Genomic DNA, 15825 nt, shown 5'->3' on the forward strand with positions numbered 1-15825 from the left:
GTCAGTGACCGGGCACGTAACCACGTTGTTTGTCGACGACGTTCAGCAGGGGTCTGCCCACCGCCCACCGCTCGTACAACTCCACGAACTGCTCCCCCAGTTCGTCCCGCCAGCCGACCGTGTCCCCGCTCATGTGCGGGGACACGATCAGATCGGGCAGCTCCCACAGCGGGCTGTCCGCGGGCAGCGGCTCGGCGGCGAACACGTCCAGCGCGGCGCCCGCGATCCAGCGGTGGGTCAGGGCCCGGGCCAGCGCGTCCTCGTCCACGAGCCCGCCCCGGCCGACGTTGACGAAGAACGCCGAGGGCTGCATCACGCCGAAGCGGTGGGCGTCGAACATGCCGTACGTCTGCTCGGTCAGCGGGGCCGCGGCGATCACCCAGTCCGCGCGCGCGATCAGCCGGTCCAGGTCGGCCGGGCCGTGGATACCGGTCCGCGGCACCCGTCCGACCAGCGCCGTCGTCACGCCGAGCGCCTTCAGGGTGCGGACGATCGCCCGGCCGATCGGGCCCGAACCGACCACGCACGCGCGCGTGCCCGCCACCCGGCGTCCCTCCCGGTGCCGCCAGACCCGCTCCCGCTGGTGCTCCAGGGTGCGCGGCAGATCCTTGGCGACGGCCAGCACCAGGGCCGCCACGTACTCGGCGATCGGCTGGTCGAAGATCCCGCGCGCGTTGGTCACCACCGTGTCGGAGGCGGCCAGCTCGGGGCAGAGCAGATGGTCCACGCCCGCGCTCGCCGTGTGCACCCAGCGCGGCCGGGGGCCCTCGCCCGGCCAGGCCTCGCGCACCGCGTGCGAGGTGAAGTCCCAGACCAGCAGGACGTCCGCCGTCGGCAGCCGGTCGGCCAGCCCCGCGGCGTCCGTGCGGACGATCCGGGCGCGGCCGGTGAGCCGACCGAGCCGGGGCGGCGGGTCGGCGTCCAGGACGAGGACGGTGGGAAGGGGCGGGGACGTCAACATGCGGGGCTGCTCCCGGCGGCTGCCGAACTGACCTGCTGGGTCTACCTGCGCTGAGATGGGCGGATTGACCACGCTCGCACCCGAACCTACCGTCGTCAACACGGGCGTCCCCGGCATCCGTTGCCCGCGCGCCGCCCGCCTCTCTCCCCTCGTGTGAGGCCGGTGCCTGCCATGGACGCGTCGGATGTCTCCTTTCTGGGCGGTCCCCGGCGCCAGCGCGGGGTCGGGGTCGTCGCCCCCTTCGACTTCGCGCTCGACCGCGAGCTGTGGCGCTGGGTGCCGGACGAGGTGTCGCTGCACCTGACCCGGACCCCGTTCGTGCCGGTGGAGGTGAGCCTGGATCTGGCCCGGCTGGTCAGCGAGCACGCCACGCTCGGCGAGGCGGTCCGCGCGCTGACCGCGGTCGCCCCCGAGGTCGTCGCCTACGCCTGCACCTCGGGCAGCTTCGTCGACGGGATCGCCGGGGAGCGGGCGATGTGCGCGGCGATGAGCCGGGCCGGCGCGCTGCCGTCCGTGACCACCTCCGGCGCGCTCCTGGAGGCCCTCGCCGAGCTGCGGATACGACGGCTCGCGCTGGTCACGCCGTACACCGGCTCGGTGACCCGGGCGCTGGCCGAGTACGTCGCCGAGGCCGGTGCCGAGGTCACCGGGTGCGCCTTCATGGGGCTGACCCGGCACATCTGGAAGGTGCCGTACCGGGAGGTGGTCGCCATCGCCCGGCGCGCGGCCCGGCCCGGCAGCGCCGACGCGCTCTTCCTGTCCTGCACCAACCTTCCGACGTACGACGTGATCCCCCAGTTGGAGGCCGAGCTGCGCATGCCGGTGATCTCGGCCAACCAGGTCACGATGTGGGCGGCGCTGCGCCGACTGGGTACCCGAGCCGTGGGGCCCTATCAGGCGCTGCTGGACGAGGCGGCGCGTGACTGGCCCGGCTTGCGGGAACAGACGCCGGAAGAGACGCAGGAAGGCTGGACATGACCGCACTCGGACTCCTCTACCCGGGCCACTCCGCCGAGGACGACTATCCACGCATCGAGCAGCTTCTGGGCAGCGACATCCGGGTGGATCTGGTGCACACCGACGTCGGTGAGGACGCGCACCGGGTGGACGCGCTGCGCGAGCTGGGATCCGCCGATCGGCTCGCGGCCGGCATGGAGGAGCTGCGGCTGACCGGCGCCGAGACGGTGGTGTGGGCGTGCACCAGCGGCGGCTTCGTGCACGGCTGGGAGGGCGCCCAGGACCAGGTGCGGCAGCTGGCCATGCTGGCGGGGATGCCCGCCTCCTCGACGTCGTTCGCCTTTGTGCACGCGGCCCGGGAGCTGGGGGTGCGGCGGGTCGCCGTCGGCGCGACCTATCCGCAGGACGTGGCGGAGCTGTTCGCGGAGTTCCTGCGGGCCGGCGGGCTGGAGGTCGTCGCCCTGCGGTCCTCGGGGATCGTCACGGCCGCGGAGGTCGGCACCTGGGGCGAGGAGGACGTGCTGACCCTGGCGCGGGCCGCCGACACCCCGGACGCCCAGGCGGTGCTGCTGCCGGACACCGCGCTGCACACGGCCGCGCATCTGTCGCTGCTGGAGAAGTCCCTGTCCAAGCCGGTGCTCACGGCGAACCAGGTGACGGTGTGGGAGGGCCTGCGGCTCGCCGACCGGCGGGTGAACGCCCCGCGGCTGGGGGCGCTGTTCACCCGGGAGCCGATCGTGCAGGTCTGAGCGGCGCGGCGGGCGGACGGGCGGACCTCACGCACGCAGGGCCCCACGCACGCAGGGCCCCACGCGCGCCGGACCTCACGCGCGCCGGAACGCCAGCCGCTCTCCCGCCGCCCCGGTCCGCCACAGGTCGTTGCACGCGTCCGCCATCTCCGCCAGGCCCTCCACCACCTCGCCCCACACCGTCCCCGGCACCCAGCCCACGTCGCCGTTGAGGAGGAGGTTGTTGCGTTCGTAGAAGAGGGCCAGGTCGACCACGGTGGTGCCGGGGCCGGGCTCGCGGTCGTAGCCGTAGGCGCGCGTGGCCAGTTCGGTGCCGGTGAAGGAGAAGTAGCAGAGGTCGCCGGGGATCGGGGTGACCGTGGGGTTCTCCAGTGGGGGTTCCGTGGCGGCGAGGGGCGGGAAGAGGGCGTAGATCTCGTTGCGGGCGTACTTGGCGTGGTAGACCTCGCCGGAGCGGGGCAGCGCGTCCCAGACGGCGGCGCAGGTCAGCGGGGCGCGGTCGGTCAGGAGCCGGGCCGTGCAGTGCACGTTGCGCCGCTCCAGCGAGACGGTGACGAATCGGTCGGCCATGAAATCCAGGGTGCATAGGGCGCGTTCGCTTGGGTAGCCGCGCCGCCATGGCTCCACCACTTGGGAACGACGTATCCACATTCCGGTCGAAAGCGAGACACAGCCGGCGGGCGGTGCTCGCGGGCGCCGCCGCCCTCGGCGCGCTGGGTGCCGCGGGCTGCACACGGGTGGCGGCCCAGTCCGGCAAGCCCGGCGGGGACCTGCTGGAACGGCTCCGCGCCCAGGGTGTCGTACGACTCGGGATCGCCGGTGAGATCCCCTTCGGGTACATCGGCAAGGACGGGCAGCTGACGGGTGAGGCGCCCGAGCTGGCCAGGGTGATCTTCAAGCGGCTGGGGGTCGGCCGGGTACAGCCGGTGCCGACCGAGTTCGGGTCGCTGATCCCTGGCCTGAAGTCGCAGCAGTTCGACGTCGTGGCGGCCGGGATGTACGTCAACCCCGAGCGGTGCGAGCAGGTGATCTTCGCCGACCCGGACTACCAGATGCTGGACTCCTTCATCGTGCGCAAGGGCAATCCGAAGGGGCTGCACTCCTACCGGGACGTCGTCGAGAAGAAGGCGCGGCTCGCCACCGGGACCGGGTACGCCGAGATCCAGTACGCCGTCGAGGCCGGGTACCGGGAGAGCGACATCCTCATCGTCCCGGACCAGGTGGCCGGGCTGAACGCCGTGGAGGCCGGGCGGGTCGACGTGTTCGCCGGTACGGCGCTCACCACGCGCGAGGTGGTGAAGAAGTCGGCCAAGGCCGAGGCGACCCGGCCCTTCGCGCCGCTCGTCAAGGGCAAACCGCATGTCGACGGCGGGGCGTTCGCGTTCCGGCCCGGCGAGACGCGGCTGCGGGACGCCTTCAACACCGAGCTGCACAGGATGAAGCGGAGCGGGGAGCTGTTCCGGGTCCTGCGGCCCTTCGGGTTCACCGAGGCCGAGATGACGGACCTGACCGCGAAGGAGCTGTGCGGCGGATGACCCCGGGGCTGTGGGAACTGGTACTGAACGGCGTCTGGGCCACCCTCCAGCTGCTGGTGTTCAGCGCGCTGCTGGCCGCCGCGGTGTCCTTCGTGGTGGGCATCGCGCGGACGCACCGGCTGTGGATCGTGCGCTTCGTCGCGGGCTGCTACACGGAGGTGTTCCGCGGCACCTCCGCGCTGGTGATGATCTTCTGGGTGTACTTCGTGCTGCCGCTCGCCTTCGGCTGGCAGCTGGTGCCGATGTGGGCGGGCACGCTGGCGCTCGGCATGACGTACGGCGCGTACGGCTCGGAGATCGTGCGCGGTGCGCTGAACGCGGTGGACCCGGCGCAGCGGGAGGGCGGGATCGCGCTCAGCTTCACCCCGGCGCAGCGGCTCCGGCTGATCGTGCTGCCGCAGGCCGTGCCGGAGATGATCCCCTCCTTCTGCAACCTGCTGGTCGAGCTGCTCAAGGGCACCGCCCTGGTGTCGGTCATGGGCATGGGCGATCTGACGTTCAGCGCCGACCTGGTGCGGCTCGCGCTTCAGCAGAGCGCGGAGATCTACACGTATGTGCTGCTGATCTACTTCGCGATCGCCTTCGTGCTGACGCGGCTGATGCGCGCGCTGGAGAAGCGGCTGAAGGCCGGGGTCGGCAAGGAGGCCGGTACCGAGTGGGCGGCGCGTGAGCTGAAGCGGGCGCAGACGACCGGTGTGGGCGGTGGTGTGGCATGACGTGGGACTGGAACGCGGTGACCGGGTTCCTGCCGGACTTCTGGCGGGGGCTCCGGGTGACCCTGGAGGCCGTGGCCCTCGGCTCGCTGCTGTCCTTCGGGCTCGGCCTGGTGTGGACGCTGCTGGTGCGGGCGCCGTCCCGGTGGCTGCGCTGGCCGGTCGGGGCGGTCACGGAGTTCGTGCGCAACACCCCGCTGCTGGTGCAGCTGTTCTTCCTCTTCTATGTGCTGCCGGAGTGGGGGCTGACCTTCTCCGCCCTGGCCACCGGTGTCTTCGCGATCGGGCTGCACTACTCGACGTACACCATGCAGGTCTACCGGGCCGGTATCGAGGCGGTGCCCGTCGGCCAGTGGGAGGCGGCCACGGCGCTGAACCTGCCCCGGCGGCGGACCTGGACCGCGGTGATCCTGCCGCAGGCGATCCGCCGGGTGGTCCCGGCGCTCGGCAACTACGTGATCTCCATGCTCAAGGACACGCCCATGCTGATGGTGATCACCGTGCCGGAGATGCTGGGCCGCGCGCGGCTGTACTCCCAGCAGCACTTCCAGTTCACCGAGCCGCTGACCGTGATCGGCGTGGCCTTCATCCTCATTTCCTATCTGGCCTCCCTGCTGCTGCGAGCCCTGGAGCGACGCCTTGTCCGTTGAGACCCGTACGAAGCCGTCCGCCACCGAAGCCCCGTCCGCGGAGCTGATCCGGCTGGAGCATGTCACCAAGCGCTTCGGGACCCACACCGTCCTCGACGACCTGGACTTCTCCGTCCGGGCCGGCCGGCACGTCACGCTGATCGGGCCGTCCGGCTCGGGCAAGACCACCATCCTCAGACTGCTGATGACGCTCACCCGGCCGGACGAGGGCACGATCACGGTCGACGGGGAGCGGCTGTTCCCGGCGCCGGAGAAGCAGGTCCGGGAGGTGCGGAAGAAGATCGGGATGGTGTTCCAGCAGTTCAACCTCTTCCCGAACATGTCGGTGCTGCGGAACGTCACCGAGGCGCCGGTGCAGGTCCTCGGCCTGTCCCGGGACGAGGCCGAGGCGCGGGGCCGGGAGCTGCTGGAGCTGGTGGGGCTCGCCGACAAGTGCGACGCCCGGCCGACCCGGCTCTCCGGCGGGCAGCAGCAGCGGGTGGCGATCGCCCGGGCGCTGGCGATGCGGCCGCGGGTGCTGCTGCTGGACGAGGTGACCTCCGCGCTCGACCCGGAGCTGGTCGCGGGCGTCCTGGACCTGCTCAGGGACATCGCCCGCAGCACGGACATCACCATGCTGTGCGTGACCCACGAGATGGGTTTCGCCCGGGACATCTCCGACCAGGTGCTGATGTTCGACTCCGGCCGGATCATCGAGGCGGGGTCACCGGAGAAGATCTTCACCGATCCGGAGCAGGACCGTACCCGGGAATTCCTCGGGGCCATGCTGTGAACGTCCGAGGTCCGGCCACTGGGGCATGACATCGGCATATGCCAGAGGGTTCCCGCCGCAGTTGGGGGGCGGGCGAAGGCGAACGAATCTCGCCAACGCCCTCTCCCCCGGCCCGGTTTGACAGCTATCGTGGAGTCCATCCGCCGACCGGGATCGCGGCCGAGGGGGACCGACATGAGAATCGAGCCGACCGCCCCGTACCACTCCGCCCAGGACGCCCTGCGCGTGCTGGAGACCGTCGCGCGCCACGGTGCCGGCATCACCGACACCGAGCTGGCCCGGCACACCGGCCTCGGCCCCGAGCGGCTCACCGCGCTGCTGCGCATGCTGCGCCGCGAGGGCTATGTCACCCAGATCACCGACGGCGCCTATGTCACCGGCGACACCCTGCGCCGCCTCACCTCGGCGCACGACCGCGAGCGGGCCCTGCGCGACAAGCTCCAGCACACCCTGGACCGACTGCGCGACTCGGTGGGCGCCGCCGTCTACATCAGCCGGTACGTCGACGGCGAGGTCAAGGTCACCCAGTACGCGGCCGGACCCGCCACCCCGGCGGTCAACGAGTGGGTCGACTTCCGCTGCTCCGCCCATGCCACGGCCGTCGGCAAGAGCCTGCTGACCCAGCTGGACCACAACGCCCGCCGCGACCATCTCTCCCGGTACAAGATGGCCCGCCTCACCTCGCGCACCATCACCAGCGACAAGCTGCTGCTGTCCCGCCTGGAGTCCCAGCCGCCGACGGTGCCGGTCCTCGACCTCCAGGAGTACGCGGTGGGCACGGTGTGCGCGGCGGTGCCGATCACGGCCGGCGCGTCCGTGGGCTGCCTGGCGCTCTCGCTGCCCGTGGAGCACGCGCACCGGCTGAAGCGGGCCGCGGAGACGCTGAACCGCGGCGCGGCCCCGGTCCTCCTCTCGCTGACCCTCTAGCCCCTCTCCGGCCGGCCTCCGGGTGGTCATGAGCACCCCTCGGGACCAGGTAGTATTTTCTTTGTCGCCGGCCGCGGGAAGCAAAAGTCCGCGGAAGGCGGGAGTCATGCGCCGCTAGCTCAGTTGGTTAGAGCAGCTGACTCTTAATCAGCGGGTCCGGGGTTCGAGTCCCTGGCGGCGCACCTGACCGAAGGGTCCCTTGCAAGAGCGAGGGGCCCTTCGGCGTTTCCGGGCTCCGGTCGGGGCGGTCACGGCATCAGGCCGTCGAACTCCGAGAACAGCGCGTGGGCCGTGACCATGAACGCGACGCAGAAGGCGATGCCGACGCCGAAGAAGGCCAGCGTGAAGGCGGTGCCGGCGGCGAGCTTGCCGGGGGCCGGCGGGAGGGCGGTGGCCTGCTCGGGGCGGTCGGGGAGGTAGCGCACGGTGACGATGTCGCCCTCCACGACGGTGGCCGGGCCGTTCGGCTCCTCGAAGCGGACGGCGCGGCCCTCGCGGGTGGTGAACTCGTAGACGTGGTGCAGGGTCGTGCGCACGGCGGTGTCGTCGCCGCCGCCGCTGGTCTTCGTGTACATCCGCAGGCAGCGGCCCTCGGCGGTCAGCCCGTGCGACCACGCCCGGCCGATCCGCCGGGCACGGCCGAGCAGCGTGTACGCGGCGGCACCCAGCCCGATGATCATGAGGCTGGGTATGACGTAGAAGAAGAGTTCCATGAGATTCCCCCGGGGTCCGGTGCGCCGGTCCCGAACGATCGGCGTGGCCGGAACCTATCCGTCGCGCGGGGCCGGGGACCTCAGGGGAAGCTCAGTTTCCGAGCCGTGACGGGGCGGGGCTCAGAACGTGACGTCGGAGCAGGCGTAGAACGCGTTGCCGGTGTCGGCGATCGTCCAGACCGCGAGGATCACATGGTGGCCGGTGAGGCCGGTGGGCAGGGTGCCGCTGTGGGTGAGCGTGGCCGGCGGGCGCTGGCCGTTGTAGGGGACGGTGAGGAAGGGGGTGAGGTTGAGGTCCGAGCGGGACAGCGGGTGGTTCTGGTTCCAGCCCGGCTTGGTGACGTAGTACTTAAAGTCCGTCGTGGCGTGCATGGCGGTGAACTGCCAGCGGAAGGTGTACGACTGGCCGCCCGTCACCCTGGTCGTGGGCCAGGGTGCGCCGGACGGGGTGGTGGGCGAACTCAGCTCGGCGAAGCGGCTCTGGCCGCCGTTGCAGAGCTGACCGTCGGCGGGGCCCGCGGCCGGGAAGCCCTTGGGGCCCTCGACGCTCTGCGGCTCCCACTGGATGTCGCCGCAGCCGGTCACGGTGCCGTTGGCACAGAGCTTCTGTCTGCTGACGGGGAGGTCGGTGTAGCCGTGCCCGCTGGCGCCGCCGGTGGAGAGCGCGAAGGCTCCGGCGGTCACCGCGCCCAGCACGATCGCGGACACCTTGGTCTTGGTGCGCATGCTGCCGCTCCTGGTGAACGTGGGGAGTTCAGGGTGGCCGTGCAGGTAGGTCTAGACCAAGCGTCAGCGTAGGACGGGTAGTTGAACATGTCCATACCAATCGCGGGCCCGGGACACCTGGGTGCTGCTAGCCCGGCTCCCCCCGGCCCGAGCAGAACGCCACCGTCAGATCGCGGACCAGGACCTTGCGCTCGTAGTCGTCCAGGTCGACCAGGCCGCGCAGGGTCAGCCGGGTCACCGTGTCCTCCACCGAGTCCACCACCGAGTTGAGCATGGTGGCCCGTCGGCGGGCGTCCAGGGCGGCGATCCGGCGGCGCTGCATCGCGGGGGCCACGTCGGGGGCGTACTCCACCCGGAGCGGCAGCACCGAGAACACCTCCACCCCGACCGGCGCGGTCTCCGCCGCCACCAGGCGGGTCAGCGCGTCCCCGGCCGCCGCCACCCCGCCCCGGGCGCCGCCCACCGGCTCCACCGGCACCCGGGCCAGCGCCGCCTCCACGCACTCGCGCAGATACGTCTCGTGGTCCTCGATGCCGAACACGGCCCGCGCGGTGTCCCGCACCCGCCACACCACCAGCAGGACCACCCGCAGCGCCATCCCGTCGGGGTCCGCGGCCGGCATCACCTCACTGCGCCAGTGCCGCAGCCGGACATCGACCCGGCGGCGCAGCAGCAGCGGGTTGACCCAGAGCAGGCCGGTGCGCCGGACCGTGCCCCGGTAGCGGCCGAACAGGGCCAGCACCGACGCCCGCCCGGTCCGCACCCGGGCCAGCCCGCCGAAGCCGAACACCCCGAGCGCACCGGCCCCGGCGTACGCCGCCCACTGCGCCGGGCCCAGCCCCGCGCCGGTGGACGCGGGCAGCCGCAGCGCCTCCACGGCGAGCGGCGGCAGTGCCCCCGCCCACCAGGACGTGGCCAGGGCGCCGCTGAGCCCGCACACCCCGGCCAGCACCCCGGCCGCCCCCGGCAGCACCCGCGCCGGACGCTCGGCCAGCTCCGGGTCGACCTCGGGCAGCGGCCGGCCGCGGACCGGGTCCGGGCGCCGCACCCGGGGCTGCTCGCCGGTGCCCTGCCGGCGGCCGACCACGGCGGGCCGCAGCGGCACCCGCACCGGGTCGGACTCGTCCCGGAACAGCAGATGGACGGGGATCTCGGTGGTCGCCTCGTTCTGGATTAGCCGGTTCTGCCGGATGCCCGGGACCGCCGCGCACTCCGGTGGCCCCTCGGATTCGGACGGTGTGGACGAAGTGGTCGTACTCATGCGTGCCTCCAGCCTCCGCGCCAGATGCGTCATGAACAGGAAGAGAGCAGGGGAAAGGGCGACGGTCTACGCGAACAGGCGGCGCCAGGTCTCCGGGCCCGGGTAGCCGTCCGCCGCGCCGCCGCGCCAGCCCTGGGAGCGCTGGAAGGCCTCCACCGCCCTGCGGTAGGTGTCGTCCCAGCGCCGGCCGGGACCGCCGGGGAAGAAACTGCCGAACCCTTTCTCCACCAGCCGCCGGCCCAGCCGGGGGATGTAGTCGTTCTCCGCGCCGGACAGGAAGAGGTTCCGGCCCGGATACCCCGGGACCCCGTGCGAGGCGGGGCCGGCCGCGCCCGGTGCGATGTCCTTGCCCTGGCCGGTGACCAGCAGGTCCCAGGTGCGCGGACCGGGCAGCCCGTCGGCGTCCGCGCCGGACCAGCCCTGGGCCAGCTGGAAGGCCTGGGTGGCCCGCCGGTCCGCCTCGCCCCAGACCGGCCCCGGGCCCTGGGGGTAGTAGCCGGCGCCGCCCCGGGCCGTCAGCAGCCGGCCGAGCAGGGTCACGTACTCGTTGCTGGCCCCGGGGCCGAAGGAGGCGGCCCCCGGGAAGGCCGTCTGGGCCGCGGCGACGACCGGCCGGGCGCCCGCCGCGCCGGGGGTCAGGCCCTTGTAGCGGTAGGGGACGTAGGCGTCGGCGTGGCTCCAGTAGGGGTAGGGGGTGACCTGGCGGCGGGTGCGCGGGGGTGTCTGCTCGTAGACCGTGTAGGAGGTGCGGGTGTAGTCCGTCCAGCCGCCGAAGATCACCACATGGGAGCCGCGCTCGGGGTCGGCGGGGTTGTGGCGGAGCAGGATGTCGCCGGGTTGCAGCTCGTCCTTGGTGATCCGCACCCCGTACTGGTCGAGGCTGCCCGTCCACTCGTTGCCGGTCAGCCCCCAGGCCATGGAGACGAAGCCCGAGCAGTCCTGCCGGTAACCGTCGGGCCAGTAGTCCTCCATGCTGTACGGCACCTGCGCGGCCACCCAGATCTTGGCCCGGTTGATGATCTCGGCCCGGGTGGTGGCGGGGATCCGTACGGCGGCGGGCCCCGCGGGACGGCCGCCCGGACCGTGCAGCGGGGCCTTGTGACCCTGGGGGGTGGCGGGCTCGCCGTCCCCGGGGACGTCCGGGCGCTGCACCGAGGGGCGGCCGGCGGTGACGGCGGCGGCCTGCGGGGCCGTGCCGAGGGCGGCGGCCGCGGCGGCCATGACGACGACACCGCAGGCGGCCGCCGGGTGGGCGCCGACCCGGCCGGAGGTCAGCCGGGGGCTCACCCGGCGCCAGTGGGCACAGCCGGGGCAGTCGCAGTCGCGCTCCGGGTCGACTTCCTCGAACACCGGAGCGATCATGCGATCTGCCTCACATTCGGGGGTGGTATGTCCGCGAGTGTGCACGTTGATCAGTTTCCCAACTCTCCCCTCCGCCGCCACTTTGACGGTCCGAACGACGGATGAGGCCACCCCGGGGTGCTCCCGGACCTGCACGGGTGGTCGGAAGCACCCCGGAAGGTCATGTAGAGTTTTCTCTGTCAGCAGGCGCCGCTAGCTCAGTTGGTTAGAGCAGCTGACTCTTAATCAGCGGGTCCGGGGTTCGAGTCCCTGGCGGCGCACCGACCGGAAAGCCCCTCGCGCAAGCGGGGGGCTTTCCGCATGTCCGGGCCGCCACCCGCGCGGCATGGCGGCGCGGGATCTCCAGGGGCGGATCCATAAGAGACCACTTCGGCAACATCCGTGCCCGACTGTCCCCCAGTGGCCGTGTTTGAACCGTGAAGAACACCTTTGCCCCTTGCGATCATGTCGAGCAGCGTAGAAACCTGGTTGCTCGACATACCGCCGGGGGGCGGTGGCCGGGGGGCCGGCGACCGGTTGTGGGGGCCGGGCGCGCTTCAGGACTGGACTGACACGCGCTGACGCGCGCGTGTGGGGGGGTGACTCATGACGTCGACGCCGCAGGGCGCCCGGCAGCACCACGATCCGTCACACTACGCACACGAGCGATCACCAGCCGTCCATGGTCACGCATCCGGGCCTCGGACGGGACACACGGGGGCGTTCCGCCGGCTCAGGAACAGCCTGCCCAGATACGACTACGAGCACTACAGCCGGCTCGCGGGCCCGCTCACCCGGCCCGACCCGACCCGGCCCTACCAGGTCCGCTACCGCTCGCTGCTCTCCCAGGAACCGCACCGGATACGCGCCGCGCTGATGCTGGGCGCGGCCCCCGTGTTCTCCGTGGTCCTGCTGGTCTGGCTGCTCCAGCCGGCGCACTGGACCGAACGCGACCACCCCGCCCACGACTTCCTGTCGGCCCTCGACACCGTCATGCTCGTCTCGATCGGCCTGATCGAGCTGTTCCGCTGCGTGAACGTGCTGTCCAACGCGCACGCCACCCTCGTCGCCCGCGACCCGGTCCCGGTCGTCCCCGAGACCGGCACCAGGGTCGCCTTCCTCACCACCTTCGTGCCCGGCAAGGAGCCGCTGGAGATGGTGACCCGGACCCTCGAGGCGGCGACGCGGCTGCGCCACCGGGGGCTGCTGCACGTCTGGCTGCTGGACGAGGGCGACGACCCCGAGGTGCGGGACGTCTGCGCCCGCCTCGGCGTGCACCACTTCACCCGCAAGGGCGTCGAGCGCTGGAACCGGCCCACCGGCCCGCACCGCGCCCGGACCAAGCACGGCAACTACAACGCCTGGCTGGAGGCGCACGGCGACGCCTACGACTACTTCGCCTCCGTCGACACCGACCATGTCCCGCTCCCCAACTACCTGGAGCGGATGCTCGGTTACTTCCGCGACCCGGACGTCGGCTTCGTCATCGGCCCGCAGGTCTACGGCAACTACGACACCTTCGTCACCAAGGCCGCCGAGTCCCAGCAGTTCCTCTTCCACGCCCTGATCCAGCGGGCCGGCAACCGCTACGGCGCCCCCATGTTCGTCGGCACCTCCAACGCCGTACGCGTCAGCGCCGTCAAACAGATCGGCGGGCTGTACGACTCCATCACCGAGGACATGGCGACGGGCTTCGAGATGCACCGCGCCAGGAACCCGCTGACCGGCCGGAAGTGGCGGTCCGTGTACACCCCGGACGTGCTCGCGGTCGGCGAGGGCCCGGCCGCCTGGACGGACTTCTTCAGCCAGCAGCTGCGCTGGTCCCGGGGGACGTACGAGACCATCCTCACGCAGTACTGGAAGGGCTTCTTCACCCTGCCGCCCGGCAGGCTCTTCAACTACACCATGATGATCGTCTTCTACCCGATGGCCGCCCTCAACTGGGCTCTCGCGGCGCTGAGTTGCGCGCTCTTCCTCGGTCTCGGCGCCTCCGGGGTGAACATCGACCCGACCGTGTGGCTGATGCTGTACGGCAACGCCTCCGCGCTCCAGATCGGCCTGTACGTGTGGAACCGGCGGCACAATGTCTCGCCGCACGAACCGGAGGGCTCGGGCGGCGTCGCGGGCATGGTGATGTCCGCCCTCTCCGCGCCGATCTACGCCCGCTCGCTGATGGACGCCGTCCTGCGCCGCAGGAGCAGGTTCGTGGTCACGCCCAAGGGCGAGTCGGCCAGCCCCGACACGCTGTTCGGGACCTTCCGGGTGCACTGGTTCTTCATCGCGGTCTTCGGCGGCTCGCTCCTCGCCGGCCTGCTGCTCGGCCACTCCCACCCCGCGATGACCGCCTGGGCGTCCTTCGCCCTGCTGATCACCGCCGCGCCGATGGCCGTGTGGGGGTACACGCTGCGCCGGGAGCGGAAGGCGGCCGCCGTCGCCGCCCGGGAGCCGCAGGACGCCGTGCCGGTGCAGTACGCCTGGGCCGGCCCCGGCGAGGACCACGAGCAGACCGTGCGGATCGCCCTGGGCGGGCTGGGGGGACGTAAGGAATGAAGGACCAGGCCGGTCTGCGCCGGGTGCGCAGGTTCGCGATCGGCACGGTGGTGGTACTCGCGCTGGCCGGGACGAACGGGCCGTGGCTGTACCGCTTCGGCACGGCCCAGTACCACGAGTACGAGATCAACAGACCCGCCTACAAGGCCGCGAACGGCCACTGGGACATCATCGAGTTCCCGCCGGAGTACCGCCAGGACACCATCCACGCGGCGCTGCTGCACACCGGGAAGGTGCTGCTGGTCGCCGGCTCGGGCAACAACCAGGACAACTTCGACCGGAAGAAGTTCGACACCCGGATCTGGGACCCGGTCAAGGGCACGGTCAAGAAGGTGCCCACGCCCAACGACCTGTTCTGCACCGGCCACACCCAGCTCGCCGACGGCAACCTGCTCATCGCGGGCGGCACCAAGCGGTACGAGAAGCTCAAGGGTGACGTCAAGAAGGCCGGCGGCGTCATGATCCTCTACAACGAGAACCCCGACAAGCCGATGACCCTGCCCGCGGGCACCCGGTTCACCGGCAGGCGGAACGGCCGGACGTTCGTCTCCCAGGACCCGGTGCTGGTCCCGCGCGCCACCAAGGTCTTCGACAAGGCCGGCACGTGGCTGCGGAACAACCCCGGTTACGGCCGTGTCTACGTCGAGGCGCCGAAGGAGGGCGCCCGGTACCAGACCGGCACCCAGGACAACTACCGGATCCAGGGCCTGACCGGCGTCGACGCGCGCAACACCTACGGCATCGCGCAGAAGCTCGCCCTCGACAAGAAGGACTTCGAGGGGATCAGGGACGCCTACGAGTTCGACCCGGTCGCCGAGCGCTACATCAAGGTCGACCCGATGAACGAGGCCCGCTGGTACCCGACGCTCACCACCCTGTCGGACGGCAGGATCCTCGGTGTGTCCGGCCTCGACGACATCGGGCAGCTGGTGCCGGGCAAGAACGAGGTCTTCGACCCGAGGACGCGGAAGTGGACGTACACGAAGACGGTCCGGCAGTTCCCGACGTATCCCGCGCTGTTCCTGATGCAGAACGGGAAGATCTTCTACTCGGGTTCCAACGCCGGGTACGGGCCGGACGACGTCGGGCGTGAGCCGGGTGTGTGGGACGTCGGCACCAACCGGTTCACCCGGCTGCCCGGGCTGAGCGACCCGGACCGGATGGAGACCTCCGGGACGGTGCTGCTGCCTCCGGCGCAGGACGAGCGGTTCATGGTGATCGGCGGGGGCGGGGTCGGCGAGTCGGCGCTGTCCAGCAGGAAGACCCGGCTGATCGACCTCAGGGCGAAGGCCCCGCACTTCGTGGACGGTCCCCGGCTGGAGAAGGGCACCCGGTATCCGCAGTCCTCGATCCTGCCCGACGACACCGTGCTGGTGTCCGGCGGCTCGGAGGACTACCGGGGGCGCGGCGACTCCGACATCCTCCAGGCGCGGATCTACCACCCGGACGGCAACCGCTTCACCCGGGTCGCCGATCCGCTGGTGGGCCGGAACTACCACTCCGGGTCGATCCTGCTGCCGGACGGGCGGGTGATGTTCTTCGGGTCCGACTCGCTGTACGCGGACAAGGCGAACACCAGGCCGGGCAAGTTCGAGCAGCGGATCGAGATCTACACCCCGCCGTATCTGTACCGGGGGTCCCGGCCGACGCTCGGCGGGGGTCCGCAGACGATCGCCCGCGGCGCGTCGGGGACGTTCACGTCGGACCACGCGGCCGGTATCAGGAAGGTGCGGCTGATCCGGCCGAGTGCGTCGACGCATGTGACGGACGTCGACCAGCGGTCCGTCGCCCTGGACTTCAGGACGTCCGGGAACAGGATCACGGTGACGGTGCCGGGGAACCGGAACCTGGTGCCGTCCGGCTGGTACATGCTGTTCGTGGACGACCAGAGGGGGACGCCGTCGGTTGCGCAGTGGGTGAGGGTGCCGTAGCGCGAAAGCGGTGGGGGACTGCGCGAGTCGGGCGGCTGC

Annotated in this window: 15 protein-coding genes and 2 tRNA genes; 11 read left to right on the plus strand and 6 right to left on the minus strand. The window is 71.6% G+C overall.

Annotated features, from left to right (window positions below; all coding sequences use genetic code 11):
- Position 1: 1 nt before the first annotated feature.
- Positions 2–961, minus strand: a complete 960-nt coding sequence (locus tag ACZ5CZ_RS05565; protein WP_468939433.1) for a D-2-hydroxyacid dehydrogenase — start codon at positions 959–961, stop codon at positions 2–4.
- Positions 962–1132: 171 nt separating this feature from the next.
- Between ACZ5CZ_RS05565 and ACZ5CZ_RS05570 the strand changes: the two genes are divergently transcribed.
- Positions 1133–1939 carry a maleate cis-trans isomerase family protein gene (locus ACZ5CZ_RS05570; protein ID WP_385843722.1) on the plus strand — a complete coding sequence of 269 codons (807 nt, stop codon included), beginning with the start codon at positions 1133–1135 and terminating at the stop codon, positions 1937–1939.
- Positions 1936–2667 carry a maleate cis-trans isomerase family protein gene (locus ACZ5CZ_RS05575; protein ID WP_468939437.1) on the plus strand — a complete coding sequence of 244 codons (732 nt, stop codon included), beginning with the start codon at positions 1936–1938 and terminating at the stop codon, positions 2665–2667. The genes ACZ5CZ_RS05570 and ACZ5CZ_RS05575 overlap by 4 nt, the downstream gene beginning before the upstream one ends.
- Before the next feature lie 75 nt (positions 2668–2742).
- Here ACZ5CZ_RS05575 and ACZ5CZ_RS05580 read toward each other — a convergent pair whose 3' ends face one another.
- Positions 2743–3237 (minus strand): DUF3830 family protein, encoded by a 495-nt coding sequence (locus tag ACZ5CZ_RS05580; protein WP_385843720.1) that lies wholly within the window; start codon positions 3235–3237, stop codon positions 2743–2745.
- Positions 3238–3284: 47 nt separating this feature from the next.
- Between ACZ5CZ_RS05580 and ehuB the strand changes: the two genes are divergently transcribed.
- The 6 genes from ehuB to ACZ5CZ_RS05610 all read left to right on the plus strand — a co-directional run bounded on the left by ehuB (position 3285) and on the right by ACZ5CZ_RS05610 (position 7446).
- Positions 3285–4202, plus strand: coding sequence for an ectoine/hydroxyectoine ABC transporter substrate-binding protein EhuB (gene ehuB, locus ACZ5CZ_RS05585; RefSeq protein ID WP_385843719.1), 918 nt, complete (start codon positions 3285–3287; stop codon positions 4200–4202).
- The gene (gene ehuC, locus ACZ5CZ_RS05590) at positions 4199–4918 is read left to right on the plus strand and encodes an ectoine/hydroxyectoine ABC transporter permease subunit EhuC (protein WP_468939441.1); all 720 of its coding nucleotides are present in this window, start codon (positions 4199–4201) and stop codon (positions 4916–4918) included. The genes ehuB and ehuC overlap by 4 nt, the downstream gene beginning before the upstream one ends.
- Positions 4915–5565 carry an ectoine/hydroxyectoine ABC transporter permease subunit EhuD gene (ehuD, locus tag ACZ5CZ_RS05595; protein ID WP_385843716.1) on the plus strand — a complete coding sequence of 217 codons (651 nt, stop codon included), beginning with the start codon at positions 4915–4917 and terminating at the stop codon, positions 5563–5565. The genes ehuC and ehuD overlap by 4 nt, the downstream gene beginning before the upstream one ends.
- Positions 5555–6337: an ectoine/hydroxyectoine ABC transporter ATP-binding protein EhuA gene (gene ehuA, locus ACZ5CZ_RS05600; protein ID WP_468939444.1), complete on the plus strand. Its 783-nt coding sequence runs from the start codon at positions 5555–5557 to the stop codon at positions 6335–6337. The genes ehuD and ehuA overlap by 11 nt, the downstream gene beginning before the upstream one ends.
- Before the next feature lie 174 nt (positions 6338–6511).
- Positions 6512–7264, plus strand: coding sequence for an IclR family transcriptional regulator (locus ACZ5CZ_RS05605; RefSeq protein WP_385843712.1), 753 nt, complete (start codon positions 6512–6514; stop codon positions 7262–7264).
- A 108-nt stretch (positions 7265–7372) separates the two neighbouring features.
- Positions 7373–7446, plus strand: a tRNA-Lys gene (locus tag ACZ5CZ_RS05610).
- 66 nt (positions 7447–7512) lie between these two features.
- Here ACZ5CZ_RS05610 and ACZ5CZ_RS05615 read toward each other — a convergent pair.
- From ACZ5CZ_RS05615 to ACZ5CZ_RS05630, 4 genes are all read right to left on the minus strand, one after another.
- Positions 7513–7977: a DUF3592 domain-containing protein gene (locus ACZ5CZ_RS05615; protein ID WP_385843711.1), complete on the minus strand. Its 465-nt coding sequence runs from the start codon at positions 7975–7977 to the stop codon at positions 7513–7515.
- A gap of 120 nt (positions 7978–8097) precedes the next feature.
- Positions 8098–8703 (minus strand): lytic polysaccharide monooxygenase auxiliary activity family 9 protein, encoded by a 606-nt coding sequence (locus ACZ5CZ_RS05620; protein ID WP_385843710.1) that lies wholly within the window; start codon positions 8701–8703, stop codon positions 8098–8100.
- A 127-nt stretch (positions 8704–8830) separates the two neighbouring features.
- Positions 8831–9964 carry an SPFH domain-containing protein gene (locus ACZ5CZ_RS05625; protein ID WP_468939449.1) on the minus strand — a complete coding sequence of 378 codons (1134 nt, stop codon included), beginning with the start codon at positions 9962–9964 and terminating at the stop codon, positions 8831–8833.
- A gap of 66 nt (positions 9965–10030) precedes the next feature.
- Complete coding sequence (locus ACZ5CZ_RS05630) at positions 10031–11326, minus strand: peptidoglycan-binding protein (RefSeq protein WP_468939452.1); 1296 nt, start codon at positions 11324–11326, stop codon at positions 10031–10033.
- A 186-nt stretch (positions 11327–11512) separates the two neighbouring features.
- Between ACZ5CZ_RS05630 and ACZ5CZ_RS05635 the strand changes: the two genes are divergently transcribed.
- The 3 genes from ACZ5CZ_RS05635 (at position 11513) to glxA (ending at position 15786) form a co-directional block, all read left to right on the plus strand.
- Positions 11513–11586, plus strand: a tRNA-Lys gene (locus ACZ5CZ_RS05635).
- 325 nt (positions 11587–11911) lie between these two features.
- Positions 11912–13855 carry a glycosyltransferase family 2 protein gene (locus ACZ5CZ_RS05640; RefSeq protein ID WP_468939455.1) on the plus strand — a complete coding sequence of 648 codons (1944 nt, stop codon included), beginning with the start codon at positions 11912–11914 and terminating at the stop codon, positions 13853–13855.
- Positions 13852–15786 (plus strand): radical copper oxidase GlxA, encoded by a 1935-nt coding sequence (glxA, locus tag ACZ5CZ_RS05645; RefSeq protein WP_468939458.1) that lies wholly within the window; start codon positions 13852–13854, stop codon positions 15784–15786. The genes ACZ5CZ_RS05640 and glxA overlap by 4 nt, the downstream gene beginning before the upstream one ends.
- Positions 15787–15825 lie beyond the last annotated feature (39 nt).

The sequence above is a fragment of the Streptomyces sp. NPDC031418 genome, from assembly GCF_055581605.1.

Bases quoted from the DNA above. Each gene is read 5' to 3' on its own strand.
- ACZ5CZ_RS05640 (WP_468939455.1), top strand. From the start codon at position 11,912: ATGACGTCGACGCCGCAGGGCGCCCGGCAGCACCACGATCCGTCACAC.
- ACZ5CZ_RS05565 (WP_468939433.1), bottom strand. From the start codon at position 961: ATGTTGACGTCCCCGCCCCTTCCCACCGTCCTCGTCCTGGACGCCGAC.
- ACZ5CZ_RS05630 (WP_468939452.1), bottom strand. From the start codon at position 11,326: ATGATCGCTCCGGTGTTCGAGGAAGTCGACCCGGAGCGCGACTGCGAC.
- ACZ5CZ_RS05605 (WP_385843712.1), top strand. From the start codon at position 6,512: ATGAGAATCGAGCCGACCGCCCCGTACCACTCCGCCCAGGACGCCCTG.
- glxA (WP_468939458.1), top strand. From the start codon at position 13,852: ATGAAGGACCAGGCCGGTCTGCGCCGGGTGCGCAGGTTCGCGATCGGC.
- ehuD (WP_385843716.1), top strand. From the start codon at position 4,915: ATGACGTGGGACTGGAACGCGGTGACCGGGTTCCTGCCGGACTTCTGG.
- ACZ5CZ_RS05575 (WP_468939437.1), top strand. From the start codon at position 1,936: ATGACCGCACTCGGACTCCTCTACCCGGGCCACTCCGCCGAGGACGAC.
- ehuB (WP_385843719.1), top strand. From the start codon at position 3,285: ATGGCTCCACCACTTGGGAACGACGTATCCACATTCCGGTCGAAAGCG.
- ehuC (WP_468939441.1), top strand. From the start codon at position 4,199: ATGACCCCGGGGCTGTGGGAACTGGTACTGAACGGCGTCTGGGCCACC.
- ACZ5CZ_RS05625 (WP_468939449.1), bottom strand. From the start codon at position 9,964: ATGAGTACGACCACTTCGTCCACACCGTCCGAATCCGAGGGGCCACCG.
- ACZ5CZ_RS05580 (WP_385843720.1), bottom strand. From the start codon at position 3,237: ATGGCCGACCGATTCGTCACCGTCTCGCTGGAGCGGCGCAACGTGCAC.
- ACZ5CZ_RS05570 (WP_385843722.1), top strand. From the start codon at position 1,133: ATGGACGCGTCGGATGTCTCCTTTCTGGGCGGTCCCCGGCGCCAGCGC.
- ACZ5CZ_RS05615 (WP_385843711.1), bottom strand. From the start codon at position 7,977: ATGGAACTCTTCTTCTACGTCATACCCAGCCTCATGATCATCGGGCTG.
- ACZ5CZ_RS05620 (WP_385843710.1), bottom strand. From the start codon at position 8,703: ATGCGCACCAAGACCAAGGTGTCCGCGATCGTGCTGGGCGCGGTGACC.